General features: G+C 33.4%; 21 protein-coding genes. 12 read left to right on the top strand and 9 right to left on the bottom strand.

Annotation, left to right across the window (positions count from 1 at the left end; genetic code table 11):
• Positions 1 to 85 precede the first annotated feature (85 nt).
• The 8 genes from LNQ49_RS14025 to LNQ49_RS13990 are packed head-to-tail and all read left to right on the top strand — an operon-like array spanning position 86 to position 10,519.
• On the top strand, positions 86 to 3,241 hold the full coding sequence (locus tag LNQ49_RS14025) for a SusC/RagA family TonB-linked outer membrane protein (RefSeq protein ID WP_229989609.1): 3,156 nt from the start codon (positions 86 to 88) through the stop codon (positions 3,239 to 3,241).
• Between the two features lie 36 nt (positions 3,242 to 3,277).
• Positions 3,278 to 4,807, top strand: a complete 1,530-nt coding sequence (locus tag LNQ49_RS14020) for a SusD/RagB family nutrient-binding outer membrane lipoprotein (RefSeq protein ID WP_229989607.1) — start codon at positions 3,278 to 3,280, stop codon at positions 4,805 to 4,807.
• A gap of 13 nt (positions 4,808 to 4,820) precedes the next feature.
• Positions 4,821 to 6,140 carry a GntP family permease gene (locus LNQ49_RS14015; RefSeq protein ID WP_229989605.1) on the top strand — a complete coding sequence of 440 codons (1,320 nt, stop codon included), beginning with the start codon at positions 4,821 to 4,823 and terminating at the stop codon, positions 6,138 to 6,140.
• Between the two features lie 5 nt (positions 6,141 to 6,145).
• Positions 6,146 to 6,613 (top strand): RidA family protein, encoded by a 468-nt coding sequence (locus LNQ49_RS14010; protein ID WP_229989604.1) that lies wholly within the window; start codon positions 6,146 to 6,148, stop codon positions 6,611 to 6,613.
• Positions 6,614 to 6,624: 11 nt separating this feature from the next.
• Complete coding sequence (locus LNQ49_RS14005; RefSeq protein WP_229989603.1) at positions 6,625 to 7,656, top strand: sugar kinase; 1,032 nt, start codon at positions 6,625 to 6,627, stop codon at positions 7,654 to 7,656.
• Positions 7,657 to 7,670: 14 nt separating this feature from the next.
• On the top strand, positions 7,671 to 8,318 hold the full coding sequence (locus LNQ49_RS14000) for a bifunctional 4-hydroxy-2-oxoglutarate aldolase/2-dehydro-3-deoxy-phosphogluconate aldolase (protein WP_229989602.1): 648 nt from the start codon (positions 7,671 to 7,673) through the stop codon (positions 8,316 to 8,318).
• Positions 8,319 to 8,322: 4 nt separating this feature from the next.
• The gene (locus LNQ49_RS13995; protein WP_229989601.1) at positions 8,323 to 9,438 is read left to right on the top strand and encodes a D-TA family PLP-dependent enzyme; all 1,116 of its coding nucleotides are present in this window, start codon (positions 8,323 to 8,325) and stop codon (positions 9,436 to 9,438) included.
• 10 nt (positions 9,439 to 9,448) lie between these two features.
• The gene (locus tag LNQ49_RS13990; RefSeq protein ID WP_229989600.1) at positions 9,449 to 10,519 is read left to right on the top strand and encodes a dipeptidase; all 1,071 of its coding nucleotides are present in this window, start codon (positions 9,449 to 9,451) and stop codon (positions 10,517 to 10,519) included.
• On the opposite strand, the gene LNQ49_RS13985 is transcribed toward LNQ49_RS13990, so the two are convergent.
• Entirely contained in the window at positions 10,516 to 11,289 is a 774-nt protein-coding gene (locus LNQ49_RS13985; protein WP_229989599.1) for a DeoR/GlpR family DNA-binding transcription regulator, read from the bottom strand. The two genes, LNQ49_RS13990 and LNQ49_RS13985, sit on opposite strands and share 4 nt — an antisense overlap.
• A 201-nt stretch (positions 11,290 to 11,490) precedes the next feature.
• Between LNQ49_RS13985 and LNQ49_RS13980 the strand changes: the two genes are divergently transcribed.
• On the top strand, positions 11,491 to 13,794 hold the full coding sequence (locus LNQ49_RS13980) for a family 20 glycosylhydrolase (RefSeq protein WP_229989597.1): 2,304 nt from the start codon (positions 11,491 to 11,493) through the stop codon (positions 13,792 to 13,794).
• A 73-nt stretch (positions 13,795 to 13,867) separates the two neighbouring features.
• On the opposite strand, the gene LNQ49_RS13975 is transcribed toward LNQ49_RS13980, so the two are convergent.
• From LNQ49_RS13975 to LNQ49_RS13965, 3 genes are all read right to left on the bottom strand, one after another.
• Positions 13,868 to 14,614: a succinate dehydrogenase/fumarate reductase iron-sulfur subunit gene (locus LNQ49_RS13975; protein ID WP_229989595.1), complete on the bottom strand. Its 747-nt coding sequence runs from the start codon at positions 14,612 to 14,614 to the stop codon at positions 13,868 to 13,870.
• Positions 14,615 to 14,706: 92 nt separating this feature from the next.
• Entirely contained in the window at positions 14,707 to 16,707 is a 2,001-nt protein-coding gene (locus LNQ49_RS13970; protein ID WP_229989593.1) for a fumarate reductase/succinate dehydrogenase flavoprotein subunit, read from the bottom strand.
• An 11-nt stretch (positions 16,708 to 16,718) separates the two neighbouring features.
• The gene (locus LNQ49_RS13965; RefSeq protein WP_229989592.1) at positions 16,719 to 17,384 is read right to left on the bottom strand and encodes a succinate dehydrogenase cytochrome b subunit; all 666 of its coding nucleotides are present in this window, start codon (positions 17,382 to 17,384) and stop codon (positions 16,719 to 16,721) included.
• 319 nt (positions 17,385 to 17,703) lie between these two features.
• Between LNQ49_RS13965 and LNQ49_RS13960 the strand changes: the two genes are divergently transcribed.
• On the top strand, positions 17,704 to 19,065 hold the full coding sequence (locus LNQ49_RS13960; protein WP_229989591.1) for a hydroxymethylglutaryl-CoA synthase family protein: 1,362 nt from the start codon (positions 17,704 to 17,706) through the stop codon (positions 19,063 to 19,065).
• A gap of 56 nt (positions 19,066 to 19,121) precedes the next feature.
• Here the strand turns inward: LNQ49_RS13960 and LNQ49_RS13955 are convergent, their stop codons facing one another.
• The 5 genes from LNQ49_RS13955 to LNQ49_RS13935 form a co-directional block, all read right to left on the bottom strand.
• Complete coding sequence (locus LNQ49_RS13955; RefSeq protein ID WP_229989590.1) at positions 19,122 to 20,300, bottom strand: DUF5018 domain-containing protein; 1,179 nt, start codon at positions 20,298 to 20,300, stop codon at positions 19,122 to 19,124.
• Positions 20,301 to 20,599: 299 nt separating this feature from the next.
• Complete coding sequence (locus LNQ49_RS13950; RefSeq protein WP_229989589.1) at positions 20,600 to 21,151, bottom strand: hypothetical protein; 552 nt, start codon at positions 21,149 to 21,151, stop codon at positions 20,600 to 20,602.
• 101 nt (positions 21,152 to 21,252) lie between these two features.
• Positions 21,253 to 21,993: a LytTR family DNA-binding domain-containing protein gene (locus LNQ49_RS13945; RefSeq protein ID WP_229989588.1), complete on the bottom strand. Its 741-nt coding sequence runs from the start codon at positions 21,991 to 21,993 to the stop codon at positions 21,253 to 21,255.
• Between the two features lie 8 nt (positions 21,994 to 22,001).
• Positions 22,002 to 23,351 carry a polymer-forming cytoskeletal protein gene (locus LNQ49_RS13940; protein WP_229989587.1) on the bottom strand — a complete coding sequence of 450 codons (1,350 nt, stop codon included), beginning with the start codon at positions 23,349 to 23,351 and terminating at the stop codon, positions 22,002 to 22,004.
• Between the two features lie 25 nt (positions 23,352 to 23,376).
• Positions 23,377 to 23,652, bottom strand: a complete 276-nt coding sequence (locus tag LNQ49_RS13935; RefSeq protein WP_229989585.1) for a hypothetical protein — start codon at positions 23,650 to 23,652, stop codon at positions 23,377 to 23,379.
• Between the two features lie 511 nt (positions 23,653 to 24,163).
• On the opposite strand from LNQ49_RS13935, the gene LNQ49_RS13930 reads away from it, so the two are divergent.
• Positions 24,164 to 25,456: an aminopeptidase P family protein gene (locus LNQ49_RS13930; protein WP_229989584.1), complete on the top strand. Its 1,293-nt coding sequence runs from the start codon at positions 24,164 to 24,166 to the stop codon at positions 25,454 to 25,456.
• A gap of 108 nt (positions 25,457 to 25,564) precedes the next feature.
• Positions 25,565 to 26,347, top strand: coding sequence for an alpha/beta fold hydrolase (locus LNQ49_RS13925; protein WP_229989583.1), 783 nt, complete (start codon positions 25,565 to 25,567; stop codon positions 26,345 to 26,347).
• Positions 26,348 to 26,351: the final 4 nt, after the last annotated feature.

Here is a 26,351-nt window from a genome sequence, read left to right as displayed (position 1 = left end):
TATTGCGTGTATGAAAATTAATTATATATATTTGGATACTAATCAAAAACCAAATAAACATTAAATTAATGTAAACCAGTGAATTATGAAAAAAAAGTTATTATCCCTAGTATTTATCGGAGGAATGATGTTTTCAGTAAACGCTCATGAATTTGCAATAAAAAAGCACTTTATTGAACAAAATACCAACCAAATTGAGATTAGCGGTAAAGTAATTGGCCAAGATGATGGAATGCCCATTGCCGGAGCAACTATATACGCTAAGAGCAACAACAAAATAGCAACAATTTCGGACGAAAACGGAAACTTTAAATTAAGTGTACCAGAAAATGAAAACTATATCATTGTTAGTTACATGGGCTACGAAACAATCGAATCAAAAATAAACGGTACAACTCAATTATCCATAAACTTAAAACCATCTGAAAATGTTTTGGACCAAGTTTTTGTTACTGCATTAGGAGTTAAAAAAGTAAGCAAATCCATAACATACGCAGTAACCGAACTAAAAGGATCTGAATTCAACAAGGCAAAAGAAGCAAACATAGCCAATGCATTAGTTGGTAAAATTGCTGGAGTAAATGTTAGCAGCACCGCAACAGGTCCAAATGGATCCAGCAGAGTTGTAATAAGAGGAAACGGTTCATTAAACGGAAACAACCAACCTATGTATGTTGTAAATGATTTACCAATAGACAACACACAACTTAATTTACCCAACATTGGTAATGGTGCAAATTCAACAAGAATAAACGTAGACAGAGGTGATGGTACTTCACTTATAAACCCCGATGACATTAAAACCATAACAGTACTTAAAGGCGGTACCGCTGCAGCTCTATATGGAGCAAATGCTGCAAATGGAGTAATTTTAATACAAACCAAAAGAGGTGGTGCCCAAAAAGGAATAGGAATAGATTACAACACTTCATTTACATTGGAAACTCCATCGGTAATTCCAGATTGGCAATACGAATACGGATCTGGTGCTAGTGGAAAGAAACCACTAACACAAGCTGAGGCTGTAGATGCAGGACGCTGGTCATGGGGAGCTAAAATGGACGGAACAGATGTAATACAATTTGACGGAGTAAAAAGACCCTATAGCCCGCAAAAAGACAACATCAAAAATTTCTACAGACCCGGAACCACCTATATCAATTCAATTGCATTAACAGGTGGTGCTGAAAACGCTAATGGGCGTCTTTCTTTCTCGAATATGGACAACGAAAGCATTGTTCCCAACTCTGACTTTAACCGCAAAACAATCAATCTAGCGAGCAATGTGAACTTAACTGATTGGTTAAAATTTGATATAGTAACTCAATATAATATTGAAAAATCAAACAATCGACCAACTGTATCTGATGCAGAGGCGAATCCAAACTGGGGAACTTATATGATTGCTAATACGGTTGACATTAGAAACCTTGCCCCTGGATATGATGAAAACGGAAAAGAAGTAGCTTGGAATCCTGTTCCAATAGCAACTAACCCTCAATATGTAATTAATAAAATCAGAAATAACGATACGAAAAACCGTTTCATAGGAATGTTGAACGTAAAATTAAATTTCACACCCGATTTGTTTTTACAAGGACGTATTGGACAAGATTATACTAATTATGACTTTTTTGGATACATTCCAAAAACAACATTAAACAATCCAATTGGATATGCTCAAAGCTCAAAAGTAACATTATCCAATATAAACTCTGAGGCTATACTTAATTACACCAAGAAAAACATTTACAAAGACATTTCCTTAACTGCCTTATTAGGAGTTAACTCTCGAACTACATTAAGAGACGAAGTTAGAGCAGAAGGTTCTGGATTTGTATTAGATGATTTCTACTCATTAACAAACTTAGCCACATTAAGCTATACTTATCCATACGGAAAAACAAAAACCAACTCTGTTTATGGCGCAATAGATTTAGACTACAAGAACGTATTCTTTTTAAACTTTACAGGTCGTCAAGATTGGTTCTCTACTCTTTCCAAAGGAAACAATAGCGTCTTCTACCCTTCTATTGGAAGTAGCTTAATCCTTTCGGAAATAGTAACAATGCCTCATTGGATTTCATTTGCCAAATTAAGAAGTTCTTGGGCACAAGTAGGAGGAGCGACTCCAGATCCATATGCATTAAATGCTTCTTACTCTATGCTACAAGGCGGGCATAACGGACAGCAGTTACAAGGCCCAACTAGTTCAAGAGTACCTAATCCTACATTAAGCCCTTTAACTTCAACCACATTTGAGATAGGAACTGATTTAGGATTCTTCAACAATCGCATGAATATCGATTTTGCATGGTACAATCGTGCAACTACCAACGACATTGTAGAAACTACAATCTCTAACGCATCAGGAGCATCCACGTCTCTATTAAATCTTGGCGAGATGAGAAATAGAGGTATTGAACTTTTAATAAATGGAAAAATCATGAAATCAGAAAATTTTTCATGGGACATCACCTTAAACGGCTCTTACAATAAAAATACTGTAGTAGCCTTAACCGATCAATTGAGCTCTATAACAATGGCAACTTCTGTAAATGGCTACGCCACAATTACAAGTGACGTTAACAGACCCTACAGTATAATAAAAGGATACAAACCTCTTAAAGACGCAAACGGAAACACTGTCTACAATGTAAGTGGTGGCTCAGCAACTATTGCAAGAGGACCGCTTGAAGAACTAGGTCAAGGTGTACATCCTTGGGGAGCAGGAATCAGTAATGAATTTAGATACAAAGCACTAACATTTAGCTTCCTTATAGATGGTAAATTTGGTGGAAGCTTATATTCTGGCACCGACTTATACGGAACTCGAATGGGATTAACAAAGCTTACATTGGATGGTCGTGAAAATGGATTACCTATAAAAGGTGTCGATGTAAATGGCGCCCCTGTTGACATGGTTATTGCTCCAGAAAACCTAAGAACTTATTATGATGGGCTAAGAAACATTTCATCAACCTTTATATATGATGCAAGTTTTATAAAACTGAGACAAATAATCATTGGATATCAGTTACCACTAAACAAGATAAAAGGACTTTCAAAAATACAAGGTGCATCAATTTCATTTGTTGCTAGAAACTTATTCATTCTTTATAAAAAAACTCCAAATGTAGATCCCGAATCTGTATTCAGTGCAGGTAACGCTCAAGGTATAGAACAATTTGGAGTGCCTAAAACTAGAAGCTTCGGTTTAAGTTTAAATGTTAAAATATAAGCTAATTTTTAATGATGATTCAATAAATTAAAAGACATGAAAAAGATACTATCCATATACATAATAGGCATCCTTATATTAACTATATCTGCCTGCTCAAAAGATTTTGAAGAAATCAATTCAGATCCAAACTCAGTAGACAAACCCAATCCAAATTTTATCTTTAGCAGATCCCAACTAGAAGGCTTAAATAATAATTATTTTTTCACAGCAATTCTTCAATCCGGGCAAATGATCCAGCATTATTCAACCTATAAAGAAGCTTCCGGAGTTGGAGACAAATATCTTGATAATGAAGTTTACTACTCAGCATACTTCGCACAAGCTTATCCAAATTCAATAAATCAGATAACTATTGTCATAAACACATTAAAAAACAATCCGAATGATAGCAATAAGCTAAACATTGCCAGAATCTGGAGAGCATATCTATATCATCGTCTTACAGATTTATACGGTGATGTACCCTATTCTGAAGCTGCAAAAGCAAGAACTGAAAATATTTTTCTACCTAAATATGACAGCCAAGAGTCTATATACAAAGACTTACTAAAAGAACTAGATGAGGCAGCATTAGCATTGGACGCTTCCAAACCTAGTTTTGGAAAAGCTGATTTTATTTATGATGGAGATATCAATAAATGGAAAAAATTCTCTTATTCATTAATGCTTCGTCTAGGAATGAGATTAAGCAAAGTCGACCCTGCCCTCTCTAAAACTTGGGTAAACAAAGCAATTACAGGTGGAGTAATCCTCAATACTGCAGACAATGCTATCATGAAATATACTAATGGACCTAACGATTTTAATCGCAATCCTTCTGCTTTTGACCCAATAAGACTTGATTATTCAAAAGGATCGTATGGGCAAACAAACAATGAAGGTGGAAAACTTAGCAAAACCTTTATTGACGTATTAAAATCAACCAACGACCCAAGAATTAGCGTATATGCTGGCGTTTGGCAAGGCACGGTGCAAAACACAAATCCAGAAGTCCAAAAAGGTTTTCCAAATGGGCTTAAAACAGCACCAACTCCAATTGAACAAGCTACTTACTCAGAGCCCAATCAAAGCACTGTTCTAAGAGTTGACTCTCCTCTTATTATACTTAGTAATGCTGAAACAAATTTATATCTGGCCGAAGCGGCTTTAAGAGGTTGGTATACGGGAGAAAGCGATCAGAGTTTATACGAAAAAGCCGTAAAAGCCTCTTTTCTAAATGCTGGGATTTATGGTATTTCTTACACCATAACGGATGCAACACCATACTTAACTGAAAATCCATACATGGCAAGTGGCACATTTGATCAAAAAATGAATCAAATACATACCCAATTTTGGATTACCTTATTTGTAGATGAGCAAGAAGTTTATTCAAATTGGAGAAGAACTGGCTACCCAATATTAGTTCCGGTTAATTTTCCAGGAAATGTAACAAACGGAACAATTCCTAGGCGTATCAAATACCCAACTGGCGAATATTCAGTTAATTCAGCTAACTTAGCTGAAGCCATAAAACGTCAGGGTAGCGATTCATTTACAACAAAAATGTGGTGGGATAAATAGTAAAATAAATTAAATGAGCATAATAATTCTTTCGGCATGCATTATTTTTTTAGTGTTACAAATAACATGGTTTAAAATCAATCCATTTATTGCCTTTATCATAACATCTTTACTGGCAGGCCTCGCATTAGGTCTGCCAATAACAACATTAACAGGGACAGTTCAAAAAGGGCTAGGCGATATGCTCGGGTCAATTTCCTTAATCATTATTTTTGGTACCTGCATTGGTAAACTTACCGTTACTTCTGGTGCAGCATCTGTAATCGCAAAAACAGTGATGCAATGGACAGGTGAGAAATATGTTCGCCTAGGCCTAATGATTACAGGATTTATAGTTGGAATACCTTTATTTTACAGCGTAGGTTTTATCCTTTTGGTACCCTTGATATTTTCTGTAGCCAATCAATTTAAATTACCCAAAGTTTATATAGCTATTCCAATGCTAGCATCACTTTCGGTAGCACATGGTTTCTTGCCTCCTCACCCCTCACCAATGGCGTTGAGCAATATATTAAATGCAGATATCGGTCTGGTTTTAACTTACGGTATCGTAGTTTCCATACCTACCATTCTTATTGCTGGTTTGTTATTCTCAAACACACTCAAGAATATTAAATCTAATGATAAGAATGCCATAGTCCCAACAGAAGAACCTATAAATTTAACAACAAAACCTAGCTTTTTTACTAGTATAACATCTTCTCTATTCCCTGTTTTTGGCTTAACAATTACCTCGTTACTTCCTTTAATTTGGAAAGACGAACAAGTAAAGTTAGTATGTCAAACAATAGGAGAGCCTAGTATTATTATGCTAATCTCATTAATAATTTGTACATATACACTAGGTCTTCGTACAGGTAAAAACATGAAAACAATCATGGATGAATATGCAATAGCCATTAAAGACGTTGCCTTGATAATACTTATAATTGGTGGAGCTGGGAGTTTAAAAGAAATAATGATGGTAAGTGGTGTTAGCCAGACTATTGTTGATTCTTTAATAAAAATAGACATCCACCCTTATTTGCTTGCTTGGCTAATTGCTGCATTAATACGAATTTGTGTTGGCTCAGCTACTGCTGCCGGTTTAATGACAGCCGGTGTATTATTACCTTTACTAAAACTACAAGGGCTAGACCCAAATTTACTAGTCCTTTCAATAGGTGCAGGTAGCCTTATGTGCTCACATGTAAATGATCCCGGATTCTGGATGTTCAAAGAATACTTTGGAACCAGTATGAAGGATACAATTAAATCGTGGACAGTAATGGAATCATTTGTATCTATTCTTGGAATTATTTTTATTTTTATATTAAACACTTTTATACATTAACTACTATGGATTTATTACCACAAGAAAAATTTGAGACGCTTAACCTAACGTTACCTCCAGCACCAATGCCTCTTGGAATATACAAACCATTTTTAATAGATGGCAAATACTTATACCTATCTGGACACGGACCTGTAAGAGATGATAAATCATTAATTATTGGAAGAATTGGGGACGACATGGACATTGAGGAAGGGAAATTAGCAGCAAGACAAGTAGGACTAACAATGCTATCTACTATTGTTACCAACTTTGATAGTCTTAACGCAGTAAAAAGAGTCATCAAAGTACTCGGAATGGTTAATTGTAGCTCTGATTTCTTAAGACATCCTTATGTAATCAATGGTTGCAGTGAACTATTTGCTGAAGTATGGGGACAAGAAAATGGAATTGGAGTAAGAAGTGCCGTAGGAATGGGCTCATTACCCGATAATATTCCTGTTGAAGTTGAAGCTATTTTTGAATTACACTAAATCCATTTGAAATGAAAACGAAATCTTCACAAACAAAAATTACAACATTTGGTGAGTTATTATTGCGAATGGGTGTAGCTCATGGCAATCGATTTACACAAGCCAAAGAAATGCAGATTCACATAGGTGGAGCTGAAGCAAATGTTTGTGTATTACTTTCACAATTAGGTATAAAGACCAATTATATTACTCGCCTACCTAACAACGATTTATCCCAACTCGCATTAAACGAACTCCATAAATACAAAGTAGGCACGACTAATTGCATTTATGGAGGAGATCGGATTGGCTTATATTTTATTGAATCTGGTAACCAAATACGACAATCGCAAGTAATCTATGACCGAAGCAATTCAGCATTTGCAACGATTAATGAAAATGAAATTAATTGGGATGAAGTTCTAGAGAACACAACACATTTTCATTGGTCAGGCATTAGCCCTGGTGTTTCCAACGAAGCCAATTTAGTATGTAAAGAAGCAATATTAGCTGCTCATCGCAAAGGCATAACAATATCATCTGACTTTAATTTCCGTACTAAATTATGGCAATATGGAAAAAAACCTTCAGAAATCATGCCTGAACTACTCTATTACAGCACAATTACTATTGCCGATTTAGATTCAACCGAAATATATTTCAATATCAAAACTGACAAAAATGATTCCGATTCAGATCGGTTTCTAAAAACCTATGATCTTCTAAAAGAAAAAATGCCATATCTGGATACACTAGCCATGAGTTTCAGAAAATCAGAAGGCCAAACTCATTTGTATTCAGGCATGTTACTACATAAAGGTACTTTTTACGAATCTAAACCCTACTTGATACATCTTGTAACTGATCAAATCGGATCAGGAGATGCCTTCACCGCAGGATTACTCTACAGCCTTAAAAATGATCTATCCGGGCAAGAATGCATAGATTGGGCAACAGCATGCGGAGTTATAAAACAGAGTATAGTAGGAGATTTTGCCATAACCACTCCTGAAGAAATAAACCATTTTATCAAAAATGGCTCAAGCAATAGAATTAATAGATAAAACATAATTACAAAATGTACGATATTTTAAAAACGCAAGGAGTACTCCCTTTAGTAACACAAATTGGGATTAAAACTGCCGAAATAATACTAAAATCCGCTTCAGATTCAGGGATTAAAATCATCGAATTTGCAGCTCGTTCACCAGATGCAAAAGAAGTTTTTGCCCAAATGATAAATTTTAGAAACACGAATAATTTAAATATTAAGTTAGCTGTAGGATCGATTTTAACTTTAAATGATGCTGAAGCATATCATAAACTAGGCGCTGATTGCATAGTATGTCCACATACAGATTCTGAAATAGGTAACTTTTGCTTTAAAAACAATCTATACTGGATTCCCGGTGCAGCTACATTAAACGAAATCATTCATGCCAACAAATTAGGAGCCGAAATTGTAAAATTATTTCCTGCCGATAAAATAGGAGGACCGAGTTACGTTAAGGCCATAAAAGCACCGTTCCCAAATTTAAAACTGATGCCTAGTGGTGGTGTAACATTAGAAGAGAATAATTTAAAACCCTGGTTTAAAGCAGGAGTTGTTTGCGTAGGGATAGGATCACATTTGTTTTCAAAAGAAGTTTTATCCCAATTAGATTATGACAAATCATTTGCAGCTTTTAAAAACTTAATCACTATAGTTGAAAAATCTAGAAACTGAAGACATGAAAAATAATTGGTGGGAAATAAAACCGGAAACTCTTATTGACACTCCTTTTTTAGCACTTTATACTGATCGTATTCAATACAATATCGAGCATTTAATTGAATCTGTAAAAGGCGATATTCAAAAATTAAGACCACATATAAAGACACATAAATTAGGAGAAATTCTTGATTTGTATAAAACATATAAGATAGACAAGGTTAAATGTGCAACTATTGCTGAGGCAGAATTATGTGCGATTCATAATATTACAGATATATTATTAGCCTACCAACCAACCAAATTAAAACAACAGCGTTGGATTAGTTTATTGCAAAAATACCCTAATCTTATTTTCTCAACCATTGTTGACAATTTCGAGACAGCAAATGAATTATCAGAATTAGGTAAAAAAAACAATATAACATTAAATATTTATCTGGATATAAATGCCGGAATGGATAGAACTGGTGTAGACTATAAAAGTAATTGGGATCATTTAACTTGCGAAATAATCAATTTATCCAATATAAAATTTCTTGGATTACATATCTATGATGGTCATTTAAAAGGCTCAGCTGATGAGCGAATCAAAATAGCATCAGATACATTTACTCAAATAATTGATAAACTTTTCAAACTAGAGCAAAAACTAGATTGCAAACTAAAGGTTGTTGCTGGTGGCTCCAATACATTTCCTTTTTATACCAGTCAAAAAAATGTCGAATGCAGCCCAGGCACATTTGTATTCTGGGATATTAATTACCAAAACAATTTGCCAGAACAAAATTTCAAACCTGCAGCAGTTTTAGTTGGAACAGTTATATCTAAACCTACAAAAAACACTCTATGTATTGATATCGGATACAAATCTGTAGCATCTGAAAACCCATTAGACAAGCGTTTGACTATTTTAAATGACGACAAATTAATTCCAATATCACATTCAGAAGAACACTTAGTATTAGAGAACAAAGGAGCCAAACCATACAATATAGGAGATACTATTTATGCTATCCCTTATCATATTTGTCCAACTTGTGCGCTATACGAAACAGTTCAAATAGTAAACTCTCAGCAAGAAATTCACGATCAATGGACTGTTCTTGCCCGTAATAGAAAAATAAATTTTTAAAAAAAACACTATGTTCATATTTGATGCCCATCTTGACCTAAGCATGAATGCTATGGAATGGAACAGAGATTTAAGAAATGATGTAACTACATTACGCCATCTAGAAAAAGGGATGAATGACAAACCCGACAGAGAAAAAGCTACGGTCTCATTTCCTGATTTAAGAAAAGGGAACATTGGTATTGTGGTAGCAACTCAAATTGCACGATTTGTCAAGCCTGGCAGCACAATTCCTGGTTGGAATTCTCCACAACAAGCTTGGGCACAAACTCAAGCACAAGTGGCATGGTACAAATCCATGGAAGAAGAAGGTGAAATGGTTGCAATCACTGACAAAAAATCGCTACAGCAACAAATTGAATTATGGAATGATGGTACCTCAAATGATAAAAAACCTATAGGCTATATCTTAAGCCTAGAAGGTGCCGATTCTATCATTGACATTCCATACCTCGAAAAAGCATACAACTACGGGCTAAGAGCTATTGGCCCCGCCCATTATGGCCCAGGTCGTTATGCCAACGGAACCGATTCGACTGGAAAAATGGGAGCAAACGGAATCGAATTACTTAAAGAAATGGAACGTTTAAATATTATTTTAGACGCAACACATTTATGTGATGATGCTTTCTGGCAAGCATTAGAAAATTTCAATGGCCCTATTTGGGCAAGCCATAATAATTGCAGAAGCTTAGTTGATCATAATAGACAATATAGTGATGAACAAATAAAAGAACTTATTTCCAGAGGCGCTGTGATAGGAGGAGCATTAGATGCCTGGATGTTAGTACCTAATTGGCAAAGAGGAATTTCTACTCCACTCAGTATGCAATGCAATCTAGAAACAGCTTTCAAACACATGGATCACATCTGTCAAATAGCTGGAAATGCAGATCACATTGGTATAGGCTCAGACCTAGATGGCGCATTCGGAACTGAGCAAACACCATATGATTTGGATACCATAGCCGATTTACAAAAATTAGTTTTCATTTTTAGAAGCCATGGTTATGCAGAAGAAGATCTAAAAAAAATATTCCATCAAAACTGGATTAACTTTTTAATGAAAAATTGGTCTTAAATTAAAGTCAAACCTGGAACGGCTTGCTTGTATAGTTTTAATTTTTCATGATCCGGATCTATCTCAGTTATAACATAATCAACTTCAGATAAACTCGCGATTTTCATCTTTAAAACAGTATCTAATTTTTCAGATATACTAAGTATAGCCGTTTTTCTAGAAGCTTGAATCATTGCTTTCTTTACCTGAACAGTGTCCCAATCTGAATCTGAAAAACCACCCTCGATATCTAGTGCATTTGTTCCTAAAATTAATAAATCAACCTTAATACTTGATAACTGATGATACACATCTCCACTAACACACATTTGACTATAAGGAGAAATACTACCTCCAATCATTATAGCTTTAACGTTGGGTTTATCCAAAAGTTCTACTGCAGACAAAACTGTCACAGTAAAAATTGTAAGATTTAAATCGTTAGGAATTAATCGGATGAACTCTCTAATAGTAGTACCTCCACCAAGTAGCAGAACCATCCCGTCATGAAGCAATCCTACTGTTTTTTTTCCAATTATTTGCTTAGATTCACCAGCATAAGTTTGTGATACCGAAGAATGATGATATGCTTTTGTCATAGCTCCACCCTTCACTTTTATCAATAAAGACTCAGATTCAAGTTCATTTATATCTCTTCGTATAGTATCTTCTGAAACAAACAACTTATTAGAAAGTGTATCAAAACTCACTCGGGTATGTAAATTAATCTCTTTTAAAATATGAGCTTTTCTTTCTTCCTTGGTATAATTAACCAATTCATTATCATTCATAAGGTTCTTTTTACTAAAACAAAAATAAGAAAATAATGCAATTATATTGCTAACCAAAATAAAAATAGAACAAACAAACAAGACAATCTTATCATTTACAATACATTAAATACAAAAACACAGCGTGCAATTTTTTTGCACAAAAAACAACTAATCCCATTATAAGCTTTAAATTTGTTTTTAACCAATCAAAACCCAAACATGAAACAAACCCTCTTATTCATTCTAATACTATGTTATTCTTTAGGAAATGCCCAAGAGTCATTAAACAATACCACAATAATACCAGCGCCAAATTTCTACAAAGAAACTGGCGATAGCATTACCATAAAAGGACAAATAAAAATTGTTTTCAAAAACAACAAATACACACCTAAAGAACTTAAAACTGCTCAAATTTTCGAATCTGTCATAAACAAAAATACCCCAAAAAGTAAAGCTAACATTCTTGTTCAATTTACAACCGAACCTGCCTCGGTACCAACAAACAAAGAAGCCTATAAAATAAATATTACTTCTAAAGGAATTTTTGTTACCGGTCAAGAACAAGGTTTATTTTATGCAGTACAAAGTTTACTCCAGCTTCTACCAAATAATCCATCCATTAATTCTCAGATAAAACTACCAACTGCAGAAATTATAGACCAACCAAGATATCCATATAGAGGTTTACATTTAGATGTTTGCAGACACTTTTTCTCAGCAGCTGTCATTAAGGACTTCATTGCCCAAATGTCATATTACAAATTAAATAATTTTCACTGGCATTTAACAGATGACCAAGGTTGGAGAATTGAAATAAAAAAATATCCGAAACTCACCGAAATTGGATCTATAAGAGCACAAACACTTGTTGGAAATAAGTTCGAGAGATTCCCAAGATTTTTTGACAATATCCCTTATGGAGGGTATTACACCCAAGAAGAAATTAAAGAGGTTGTGAAATTTGCCGAAGATCATTTTGTAAACATTATTCCAGAAATTGAAATGCCTGGGCATGCATCTGCCGCTGTTGCCGCTTACCCAAATCTAGCCTGCTTTCCTTCATCTGACCTAAAGGTAATTGAATCATGGGGTGTATTTGAAGATGTTTTTTGCGCAGGTAAAGAAGAAACTTTTGTTTTTCTAGAAGATGTTTTAAAAGAAGTAATGGCACTTTTCCCTAGCGAATACATCCATATTGGTGGGGATGAATGCCCGAAATCTCGATGGGAGAAATGTCCAAATTGCCAAAAAAGAATAAAGGAATTAGGCTTAAAAAACGAACACGAACTTCAAAGTTACTTCATAAAACGTATGGAGAAATTCCTTAATGCAAATGGAAGACAAATCTTTGGATGGGACGAAATTTTAGAAGGTGGACTTGCTCCTAATGCTACTGTTATGTCTTGGCGAGGAGAATCTGGTGGAATTGCAGCCGCAAGAGAAAAACACAAAGTAATTATGACTCCCGAAGACTATGTTTATTTTGATCATAACCAAGGATATTCATTACAAGAACCATTATCTGTTGGACGTTTAACTACTGTTCACGAAGTATACAACTACAACCCAACACCAGTAGATAGTTTAACTATTGATCAACAAAAATATATCTATGGAGTTCAGGCAAATATTTGGTCTGAATATGTAACAAGTCCTGCAAAACTAAATTACATGCTTTATCCTAGATTATTTCCCTTTGCAGAAATCGCTTGGACGGAAACTAAAAATAAAAATTATCCTAATTTGATGCTAAAAAGATTCCCGCATCATATAGAAAAGTTGGAATCTCAAAAAAGACTATACAAAGTCCCTACCCCTTTTGGAATACAAGATACTACTGTTATAGCCTCAAAATACACATTAGAGATGCAACCAACAATTAAAAATGGGCAAATTTTCTACACCATTGATGGTTATAATCCTGATGAAACAAGTAGTAATTACAAAAAACCAGTTGCCATTTACATTCCAAAAGGAGAATTTAGAAAGATAAAAGTAGTACAAATAAGTCCTAGTGGCAGAAGAAGTTCTATTACTACTATTTCTATTAAAAATTCAGAAACTCAGCCTGCTTTAGCTATTAAACCAACAAAAAATGGTTTGAAATATTTCTATACAAATAAACTTGTACAACAAACCCTTGAACTAGATACTATAAAGTTTGCAAAATCTGGGATACATGAAGGTGTAATCGAAATGAAGAAATACAAGTCAAAGGAAAACTTATATATGGGTTTAAAGTTTGAAGGTTATATCTACATTCCCGAAACTGCTCAATATGAATTTTCTACTATTGTAGATGATGGTGCCAAATTATTTATTGACAACCAACTTATAGTTGATAACGATGGAAGACATTGGATCAATGAAGCATTTGGAGCCGCAAAACTCGAAAAGGGGTTTCATAAAATAAACATTAGCTATTTTGATGCTGCTGGAAGTTCAACCTTGCAGTGCTTTATCAGACAAGAAGGCAAAGAAAAACAAGAAATAAGTCCTTCTCAATTGTATTACGAATAGGCAAAAACAAAAAAACGCATTCGCCAAGGCGAATGCGTTTTTTATAAAAACTAAATTGAATTTTATTTCAGATTTATCCTTTCAAGCTTGCTGATAAATACTCACGGTTCATACGTGCAATATTTTCAAGAGAGATTCCTTTAGGACACTCTACTTCACAAGCTCCAGTATTGGTACAGTTACCAAAACCTTCAACATCCATTTGATGAACCATGTTTAAAACACGATCCGTAGCTTCAATACGACCTTGTGGTAATAAAGCATATTGAGATACCTTAGCAGAAACGAATAACATTGCTGATGAGTTTTTACAAGTGGCAACACAAGCTCCACAACCAATACATGTAGCTGCATCAAAAGCTGCATCTGCATCGTGTTTGTTAATCGGAATTGTATTTGCATCAATTGTATTTCCTGAAGTATTTACAGAGATAAATCCTCCTGCATGTTGAATTCTATCAAAAGAACTTCTATCTACAACTAAATCTTTAATTACAGGGAAAGCTTTTGCTCTAAATGGCTCGATAAAAATCGTATCTCCATCTTTAAACATACGCATGTGCAATTGACAAGTTGTTATACCTCTATCTGGTCCATGTGCCTCTCCGTTAATAAATAATGAACACATTCCACAAATTCCTTCGCGACAATCGTGATCAAATGCAACTGGCTCTTCTCCTTTGTTTATTAATTGCTCGTTAAGAACATCTAACATTTCAAGGAAAGACATATCTGGTTCAATACCGTCGATTGGGTAATCTACGATTGCTCCTTTATCTTCAGCGTTTTTCTGACGCCATATTTTTAATGTAAGTTTCATACTTTTTTAGTTTGAAAGTCATAAAGTCGAAAGTCGAAAGTCAATTAACATTCAGTCATTTAACTTTAAGGCTTTTGTCTTTTAACTAATTGCTATTTATAACTACGAGTTACCAATTTAATATTATCGAAAACTAATTCTTCCTTATGCAATACTGCATCGCTAGGTTTTCCTTTATATTCCCAAGCTGCTACATATGCAAAGTTTTCATCATCACGCTGTGCTTCTCCATCCTCAGATTGGTATTCTTCACGGAAGTGACCTCCACAAGATTCATTTCTGTGTAAAGCATCTTTCGCAAACAATTCTCCTAACTCTAAGAAATCGGCAACACGCGTTGCTTTTTCTAATTCTTGATTAAACTCATTCGCTTTTCCTGGTACTTTTACATCTTTATAAAATTCCTCACGTAAAGCGGCAATTTCTACAATAGCTTCATTTAATCCTTTTGCATTACGAGCCATACCAACTTTGTCCCACATAATTTTTCCTAATTTCTTATGGAAATAATCAACAGAATGTGTTCCGTTATTGTTAAGGAATTTCTCGATTTGGTCTTTTACATTTTTCTCCGCTTCTACGAATTCAGGTAAATCTGTAGAAATTTCTCCCATTTTAATATCTGGTGATAAATAATCCCCAATAGTATAAGGCAATACGAAATAACCATCTGCTAAACCTTGCATTAATGCAGAAGCACCCAATCTGTTTGCTCCGTGATCAGAGAAATTAGATTCTCCAATAGAGAAACATCCTGGAATTGTAGTCATTAAATTATAATCAACCCAAGTTCCACCCATTGTATAGTGAACCGCAGGATAAATCATCATTGGTGTTACGTATGGATTCTCGTCAACGATTTTTAAATACATTTGGAATAAGTTTCCGTATTTATTCTCTACAACTTCAGTTCCTAATTTAATAACTAAGTTCTTGTCATTAGCATCCAAACCTTTAACATAAGCTTGTTCTTTACCATAACGTTGTATCGCTGCAGCAAAATCAAGGTAAACTGCTTCACCTGTTTTATTTACTCCAAAACCTGCATCACAACGCTCTTTTGCAGCACGAGATGCAACGTCACGAGGAACTAAATTTCCAAATGAAGGATATCTTCTTTCTAAGTAATAATCTCTTTCGTCTTCAGACAAATCTGTTGGTTTTTTCTTTCCTTCACGGATAGCTTTTGCATCTTCCAATGATTTTGGAACCCAAATACGACCATCATTACGTAACGATTCAGACATCAAAGTCAATTTAGACTGATGATCTCCTGAAACTGGAATACATGTAGGGTGAATTTGTGTGTAACAAGGATTTGCAAAAAACGCTCCTTTTTTATGGATTTTCCAAGCAGCAGTTGCATTACTTCCCATCGCATTTGTTGATAAGAAGAATACGTTACCATAACCACCTGAACCAATAACAACAGCATGAGCTGAATGTCTTTCGATTTCTCCTGTAATCAAGTTACGAGCAATAATACCTCTTGCTTTTCCGTTCACGATAACTAAATCTAGCATTTCGTGACGGTTGTACATTTTGATTTTTCCACGACCGATTTGACGGTTCATTGCAGAATATGCTCCTAATAATAATTGTTGTCCGGTTTGTCCTTTTGCATAAAAAGTTCTAGAAACCAAAGTTCCTCCAAAAGAACGGTTATCTAACAAACCACCGTATTCACGAGCCAATGGAACTCCTTGAGCCACACATTGGTCAATAATATTAGCCGAAACTTCGGCAAGACGATGAACGTTTGCTTCACGCGCACGGTAGTCACCCCCTTTTACAGTATCATAAAATAAACGGAAAACTGAATCCCCATCTCCTTGATAATTTTTTGCTGCATTAATTCCCCCTTGTGCTGCAATTGAGTGCGCACGACGTGGTGAATCTTGAAAACAAAATGCTTTTACGTTATACCCTAATTCAGCAAGAGTCGCTGCTGCAGAACCTCCAGCTAAACCAGTTCCAACAACAATAACATCTAAGTTACGTTTGTTAGCAGGGTTTACTAAATTAATATGATCTTTATAATCTGTCCATTTGTCCGATATTGGGCCGTGTGGAATTTTTGAATCTAATGCCATTATAATTTATATTAATTATTGAAATGATGAAATAATGCGATTATTACGAAAAGGGCAGGTACTACTACCGCAAATCCATAACCGAATCTACTTAAAGATCTAGAGTACTTATTGTTCATCCCCATTGACTGAAGAGAAGAACTGAATCCATGCCAAAGGTGAAAACCTAATAACACAAAAGAAATACAGTACAATCCTGTACGAATTGGATCATGAAACTTATGAACTAATTCACCGTAATACCTTGTAGCATCTGGTGCAGTACCTACGATATATTTATAGGTAACTTCAGGAAACCAAAAATCATAAAAATGCAATACTAAAAATGCTAAAATAACAGATCCAGAAATAATCATATTTCTTGATGTCCATGAAGCATTAGCAGCTCCGTTGTATTTTGCATATGCAATTGGTCTTGCCGCGCTATTTTGAACCGTCAATACAAATCCCATTACAAAATGGAAAATTACACCGATTGCCAAAACTGGTTGCATTACATATTGAATCAGCGGATTGTATCCCATAAAGTGAGAAGCCTCATTAAAGACGTCTATACTTATAATAGAAATGAAATTTAAGGAAACATGCAGCGCTAAAAACGTGATTAAGAATATTCCCGAAAGAGCCATAGCCACTTTCTTTAAGATGGAAGCATTCAATAGTGCAGATTGTGCCATAAGAGTTTAAGTAGTTTGTTTTAAAAAATTATACAAAAATAACTTAAATACTAATGAACTACAACCATTTCGTTGTTATTTATAATGATTTTAAAGAGTTTTCATAGACTTCTTTGCAATTAATTTAAAAACAACAAAATAAGTTTTGAAAAAATTACAGTATAGATAATTCTTGCTTTTTATGTAATTACCAAATTGCTATTTTTTTCAGCTTTTTAATTTATTTTCCTCAAAAGTACCCCAAAACCAAATTTTATCTATTTAAAACAACCGAAGTCTGAAAGCTTAATTTTACCTTTATCGCCTCAAAAAAACCAGAATGAAAACAGGAATTGATGCTATTTCTTTTGATGTAGCCAACATACATTTGCCCATAAAAACTTTGGCAACTGCCCGAAATATTGAACCCGAAAAATTAGAAAAAGGCTTGGGTTTAATCAAAATGACACTCCCAGACACTTATCAAGATCCAGTAGTTTTTGGTGCAAATGCATTAACAAAACTAATTACTGAGAATCAAATAAACCTAAATGAAATAAGTCGAATTTATGTTGGAACTGAAAGTGCTATAGATAGTTCAAAACCCATTAGTTCGTTTTTAATCGCATTAATGGAACAAAAATTTGGAGAAGATTCTTTGTCCGAATGTGATGTTGTCGATTTCACCTTTGCCTGTATAGGTGGTGTTGATGCTTTGCAAAACTGTATTGATTTTATAAAACTGAATCCAACAAAAAAAGCAATTGTTGTTACAACCGATTTCGCTAAATACGATTTAAACTCAACTGGTGAATACACACAAGGTGCTGGAGCATTGGCTATGTTGGTAACTGCAAACCCTAGAATTATTGCCTTTGACGAAAACTGGGCAACAAGCACAAAAGGTGTTTTTGACTTTTTCAAACCATACAGAAGTCTCTCCAAGGAAACAATTACACAAAACAAAAACAACGATTCTTGGTTTGATAATTTAGAAACTGAAATTGAAATCCACAAAGATCAACCCGTTTTTGATGGTCAATATTCTAACCAATGTTATATGGATCGTACTCGTAATGCATACTTTTCATTCAAAAAATTAAAAAACACTACTGAAACTTTATACAAAACTTGGAATAGTATCATCATGCATCTTCCCTACTCTTTTCAAGGAAGGAGAATGTTGTCAGAGATTTATGCTTTGGACAGTGAATCCAAAATTATCTCAGGAGATGAATCTACATCTGAATACCAAAACAAACTAAAAGAAACAAGTAAATCCGAAGAATACAAAGCTTTTGTTACCGATAAATTACAGCCTGCCGAATTAGCTTCTTCATTAATTGGAAACCTTTATACTGGTTCTATTTTCATGGGATTATTATCAACTCTGGCTCATTTTTATGATACCAAAAAAGACATTTCCGGAACTAAGTTCGGGTTTTTAGCATATGGAAGTGGATCAAAATCAAAAGTTTTCGAAGGAACAATTCAGCTCGAGTGGCAATCGGCTTTAAGCCAAATTAAACTTTTTGAGAACTTAGAAGAAAGTGTAGAAATTGATTTTGAAACTTACGAAAGACTTCATAAAAAAGAACAAAAAGAAAGTATCAGAACACCAAAACAAGAATGGATTCTGGATCGAATCGAAAAAGAAATTCCGAATTTAATTGGAGCGAGATATTATAAATGGATTGATTAATTTAATACAAAAAACCGAAGTTTAATTGCTTCGGTTTTTTGTATTAAATTAATTTTTTATTCTTTTCCTTTTATTTCTATATTAAAATGCCAGTTATGTTTATACCAAACGTTTACATTTTCAAGCGTGTTGTTAGCACTCTTTTTAGACTCTCCTGCGTAACCTGAATTAAAACAGAATCCTGATCCATCATTATTATTACCTGAACTGCTTGCTACAACACCTAATGCCTCCCCATTTACAAGGTACCAATAAAAAACATATGTTTTTTTAGCTTCTAAAAAAACATTCAATCTTTCTAGATTAAAAGGAACAAAACCACCACTAAAATTTCCTAAAACATTTGCTGTTGTCGACGCTATAAATTTATCGCTTGCATCTCTTATAATTAATTTTAAGACAACATCTTGACGATAATCAGTGTTAGCTCCAGAATATTTAAACCCTTCACGAAGATGTATACTAAAAGCTGAAGGAACAAAATCTTTATCAAACACAATTGCCTGTCCAGTACCAATATTTCTGTCATAAGGCAAAATATCTGGTGCATTTGTTCTGTCATCACCTCCAAACCATTTCCATGCGTTTGCTTCTGAACATGACTCAAATCTATCAGTATCCATATGTGTAAACTTCACCTGATAAACTTTTTCTACTCCAGATTCCGATTTAACGGTATAAATTACTGGAGACGAATAATCTTTAATTGTACCCGGTTCTGGTGAAATTGAAGCGTATTTTGAAAATTTCAAATTAATATTTAAATTTTTTAAGTCAACAAATTCAGGCAATCTTTTGGTTATTATTCCTGTTTGCTCATTAATTTCAACATTTGTTAACAGATTTTTGTCCTTAATATTGAATTCCAAAATAGAATTTTCAATACTTGGTTCTCTATTTATAGTCACTTCATATTTTTTTTCATCACCATTTTCTGCTTTAACCGCCAAAGTAAATGAACCAGTAATCGATTTGATTGTACTTGGATCTGGAGATATCACTGCTCCTTCAGAAATTAAAACTTTTAAATTAATATCATTCAATTCAAATTTACTCTCAACCTTACCAGTTATTGAATTTCCTGAAATATCAAAATTCTTAGAGAGGTCGCCTTTAGTGATAGTAAATGATAAGATTTTATTTTCCGTACGTAATGGCACACTTTCTGAAGCACATGAAAACATTAAGAAAGAAGAAAATAACAGGGTTGCAAATCGATAGATTTTTGCTTTCATAGATAATAATCTTGGTGTTAAATTAGTTTTTGGTTTGCAGATACTCTACTTTATAATAAGTATTCTCTGCGTTTTTTTGTGATGCTAATGTAAATAAATTTGTACAACAAACATATTTTATAAAATAAAGATTAATCTTTCTTATACTGTTCAGTATAGTTTTGACTCCCTTTAATTCTTGTATCTTCAGCATGCACTCCGTTTGCCATTAAACTATTTTAAAAAAAATACTTACACAGATTTTCATTGATAAAAAAAAATTGCAGAATCTGCGTGAAAACAAAACACAGATTCTTTATTTATCCCCTTTCTTCTTCAGTATTATAAAGTAAAAGACCTAATCCCAAGACAAAAACCATACAACTCAACAACATACAAACTCCATCTTTTAATACAAAAAAAGAGAAACCTATTGCTGGTGCAGCAAGAACCACCATTGCAGCACTCATCGTATTTGTTCTAATAAAATTAAACGCATGCATGGCCAAACCAACAAAAAGCAAAGATGGACCAATAACAATAAAAGGGTAAAAAATAGATGGTGTATTACTGATATGCTTGCTTAATTCATTTCTAGCAAAATCATTATCCCCAAAACTCCACATTATAAAGTCAATAGTACAAAGACCTATGTGAGCAATAACCCCCAAAGCTGTTACTACTGAAGCTACAGAATTCAATTTATTTTTAGGGAATATGTAATTAAATGACAATAACAAACATGCTCCAATTAAATTAAACCAATGCGCAAAATCGACTGGTTTTTGAAAATCTGGCAAAACCTTAGAAAATAATAAATAACTGATAAGAAAAAATAGTAATCCAATCTGACAAAGATGTTTTGTTTTCATAATTAAGTTTTAAATTGAGAAAACAAAACTAAAACAAGAGACTTAGTCAAATACCGCCATCATTGACTTAGGTACAAAACATAGCCTTTTAGGTATGAATATTATAATGACAATAAAGCTTCTTTATAGTTTTTTGCAACTGGAAGCTCTATTTGAGTAAGAATAATAGTGTTTGGGTTTCTCCAAGACTTAAAATGAATTGGATTTATTAGATGTGAACGATGTATCTGGACTAAAAAATCAAAATCTTGTTGAACTTTTTTGAGTGAAGAACGAATTAATTTTGAACGGAGCACATTATTTTCTGTATAAAAAATCTCCACATAATTTTGAGCATTAGAGATACAAACTAAATCTGCTTTTTTAATTTTCAGAATATCTAATTTATTTTCTCCCTTAAATATCAAAAAATCATCTTTTATCGGAATAAGTTTAATCAAATATCTTCTCGCTAGAACAACTACTGGTGTCAAAACCAAAGCAACTTTAATAAATATTATCGAAAAAAATTCTGTAAAACTATATCCTCCCTTCAAAATCGGGCTTTTATAATATCCATAAATTCCAATCAAATAGATTAAATAAAAAAAGGCAATACTAGCTATTTCCAAACCAATACTCCACTTTGCTATTTTTTCATAAATCTTTTTCTGAAGGACAGCAAGAATAGTGTAACACAAAAACGCTACCAGACTAAAGCCTAAACTTATTAAAAACCAAGATCTAAAATTTAAAGTCCCATCATCAAAAGGTTTTATAATAAATGCAAAAACAAAAACCCATAAACTAATTAGAATACCAACTATTAAATGGTTCTTTATTGATGGATTTAATTCTTTCATATTTCTCATTAATAATTCAAGCCAAGACGTTCAAATTTAACTTTATATTTTAAGACATAGCTATTCCATTCTTCTTTATACTCTTCATTCTTATAAATAGATGCAGCATAATCCACGACTTCTTTACTGCAATGATTACCGAAAACAGTATCTAAATATTCTATCCCTGAATTGATTACTTGTTTCAAAACAGATAATTTATCTATTTCATTTTCTTTACAAGCCTTATCAAGCCATAATCCTTTTCCAATTTTCACATATTCTTTGAGCAACCTTTCAGTAATAAACTCCGAAGGAACATCATTAATATCTGGTTGATGTTTTCCATTCTTAAAAACTAACAAAATCAATTCTTCAGAATAATAATCTTCCGGAATTAACCTTAACATCGTTCCTTTTTCAGCAGCTTTAAAACAAAGTTCTTTTGTCATAAATTCATCTGGAATAACTTGAATTGCAAAACCATCTTTGCCAACTAATTTATCGCAGAATTCAAAAGTTATCAAGTTCTCATCAATAAATGACAAAGCATGATAGGTAATATTTAACGCCAGATTACAAAGCTCCTCGGTTTTAAATTGTTTCGGAACCAATTTAAGGTCTCTATAATTTGACAATACTCTTTTATGCCAATATTCATAACTTTTAACAGGAGGATTATTTTGTTTTAAAATCAATTCTCCAAATTCTAATTCCCGTTTTAATTCTTCAAAAGTCTCTATTAATGGGTTATCAAAATGTTTACGCAATTCTATCGAGATAATATCTTCTCCTGAAACTTCATCGTATTCACATTCGTTTTCGGTATCAAAATCACCTGCTCTGTCATTATAATAAAATAGGTTGTTTTTACGCTCCGCAAATATTGTATAATGATCTTCGACTATAAAAACAGGAGCATCAATTAGTCCTTCGCATTTAAAATTACCATGATTATAAGAGGTCATAACTACTTCCTGAGCCGTAACATTGCCTTTCATCTCTACATACGAACCTCCTAATAAGATACTTTGACAAGTAACGTTTCCTGTAATAAAAACATACGGTCCATAATCACCCTCAGCATTTATAATAGTTCCTGTTGTTGATAAATTTCCATTTATTAAAACGCCCTCAATTCTTATTGCATCAATTCCTTTTAATGATAGATTCAATAAATTAGCCAGCCATTTTTTCTCTTTATCTTCATAAAGATCTAAATAAAAGTTACCTTCAAAGTTTACATCTCCATTTGCTACAATAAAAAAATCCTGATCATCCCATTCATCAAAATAATCAAACCCTTCTCGCTCTATCAGAAAAGGATATTTTATTTTAACCTCTTTTATTGTAATTAACTTAAAACCTAATTCATTCATTTTGACTTTCTATAAATTTATCATTCTAAATAACCATTAAAATTTGATCATACTTAAGACTAAAATTACTAATTATATCTTCCGTACAATCAAACTGACTCATACCTATTCTACAAGTACTTGCAATTACAAAATGTTCTTTATTATCATTAAAAAAATATTCATCATTTTCTTTTCTAAGATCAATTACATTAAACCTTTCTGGGAGTGATATAAACTCGACAAAAGAGAATTCAAGGTCTATTGTATTATGCAGGATTATATTCAACGGGAAAACCAACATCATTGTATTGCATTTCATTTCTAATTATCAAAGAAGAATGACTTACAGTATATATCCAAATTCTAAATTTCCTATCGCTTTTAAATCTCATTTTTCATTTTACCTCTAAAGTTGCTAAAATAACATTTTAAGTAATACTATTTGCAATCTTAAAATTCTTATGAAACCTGATGCATGGGGGATTACTTCACATTACTTTATTTTAATTGAAGTTCAGTAAATTTCATCTGAGGCGATATTCTTTTATGCAGCGATAGCGGAATAAAAGATAAAGCCGTCCCGAAGGGACACATCATTATTAAAACTCTAATTTACTAGGATTAAAAAAATCTGCTAAATCTGCGTGAAACATAATTACCAATCATTGTTGAGCTACCTAAAGAGATTTCTCCTCCATCGAAATTGACAAGATTACATAAATCAGCATGAAAAAAATCTCAAATAAATAAGAAAATTTTAATAAACCAACCCTTTTTAGTATTTCTAAAATTAGTATTTTTGAGTATTCAAAGTATAAAACACAATTAATATGAAATATCATCAAATAAACAGTTCTCTTTTTATAAAAAATCGCGAAAAATTCATGGCACAAATGAAGCCTAATAGTGTAGCGGTATTTAATTCAAATGATATTTACCCAGTTAGCGCTGATAGTACATTACCTTTTGCTCAACATAGAGATATTTTTTACTTAAGTGGGGTTGATCAGGAAGAAAGCATCTTATTGCTTTTTCCAGACGCACCATACGAAAATCAACGTGAGATTTTATTTTTAAAAGAAACGAATGACCATATTGCTGTTTGGGAAGGCGAAAAACTTACTAAACAACGTGCATTTGAAGTTTCTGGAATAAAAACTGTTTATTGGTTACAAGATTTTGAAAAAGTCCTGAACGAAATGATGACTTATTCTGATACTATGTATATTAATACTAACGAACATTATCGCGCAACGGTGGAAACTGAAACTCGTGAAGCTCGTTTTGTAAAATGGTGGAAAGAAAGATATCCTGCACACCAAGTTGCAAAAAGCAACCCTATATTACAACGCATCCGTTCGGTAAAAGAAAGCGAAGAAATCGATTTGATTCAACAAGCTTGTAACATTACCGAAAAAGGTTTCAGAAGATTATTGCCTTTTGTAAAACCTAATGTAACTGAATACGAAATTGAAGCGGAACTTATCCACGAATTTATCCGTAATCGTTCAAAAGGTTTTGCTTACACTCCAATTATTGCTTCTGGAAATAATGCAAACGTATTACACTATATCGAAAACAACCAACAATGTAAAGCTGGAGATTTAATCTTGCTAGATGTAGCAGCCGAATATGCTAATTATTCTAGCGATATGTCACGTACGATTCCTGTATCTGGTACATTTACTGCTCGTCAAAAAGCCGTTTACAATGCAGTATTGCGTGTGAAAGATGAAGCTACAAAGATGCTTACTCCTGGAACACTTTGGAAACAATACCATTTAGAAGTTGGAAAAATAATGACATCGGAATTATTAGATTTAAAACTAATAGACAAAGCCGATGTGCAAAATGAAAACCCAGATTGGCCAGCTTATAAAAAGTATTTCATGCACGGAACATCTCACCATATGGGATTAGACACTCACGATTATGGATTACTACACGAGCCTATGAAAGCCAATATGGTTTTTACTGTTGAGCCTGGAATTTACGTCCCTGCTGAAGGCTTTGGTATTCGTCTTGAAGACAATGTTGTAATTCAGGAAACTGGAGAACCATTTAACTTAATGCGCAACATCCCAATCGAAGCTGATGAAATTGAAAGCTTGATGAACGTTTAATATTACTGTCCATTTCGATAATAAAAATAAACGGTTTACATATTTGTAGACCGTTTTTGCTTTTCTAATTATCACAAACTCCTATTTTTACAACATAAATTCATCTCATTGAAAAATATCCTCTTCAAAAACACCAATATCTCTTATTCCGACACAGGAAAAGGCACTACAATAGTTTTGCTTCATGGTTTCTTAGAAAACAAAACTATGTGGAATCATTATGTTGATGTATTTTCTAAAAATTACCGTGTTGTTACTATTGATTTATTAGGTCACGGAAAAACGGAACCCCTAGGTTACGTTCATACAATGGAAGATAATGCTGATGTAGTTAAAGAAGTCTTATCTCATCTTGAGATCAATAAAGCCGTTTTTGTAGGACACTCTATGGGAGGATATATAGCATTAGCTTTCGCTGAATTATATCCTGAAAATGTACAAGGTTTGGTTTTATTGAATTCTACATCTAAACCCGATAGTACTGAACGAAAGCTAAACAGAAACAGAGCCATTAAAGCCGTCAAACAGAACTATACAACTTTTATAGGCTTAGCCATAGGCAACTTATTTAGTGAAAACAACCGAGAAAGACTTGCCACAAATATAGAACTAGTAAAGGAAGAAGCTTTAAAAACTCCACTTCAAGGCATAATAGCTTCATTAGAAGGAATGAAAATAAGAAAAGACAAAGAACTCATCTTACATACTGATCTTTTTCCGAAGCTATTAATTTTAGGCAAGATGGATCCCGTTTTAAACTATGAAGAAACTATTTTACAAATAGAAAACACAGATGTATCATTGGTTACATTCCCTGATGGGCATATGAGCTCTATCGAAAATGAGACAGAATTGACTGCTGTTTTGTTAGATTTTTTCAATAAAATTTAAAACA

The organism is Flavobacterium pisciphilum (genome assembly GCF_020905345.1).
GTDB lineage: Bacteria > Bacteroidota > Bacteroidia > Flavobacteriales > Flavobacteriaceae > Flavobacterium > Flavobacterium pisciphilum.
Note: the sequence above shows the minus strand (reverse complement) of the source record. Positions and strands in the feature narration are given on the sequence as shown.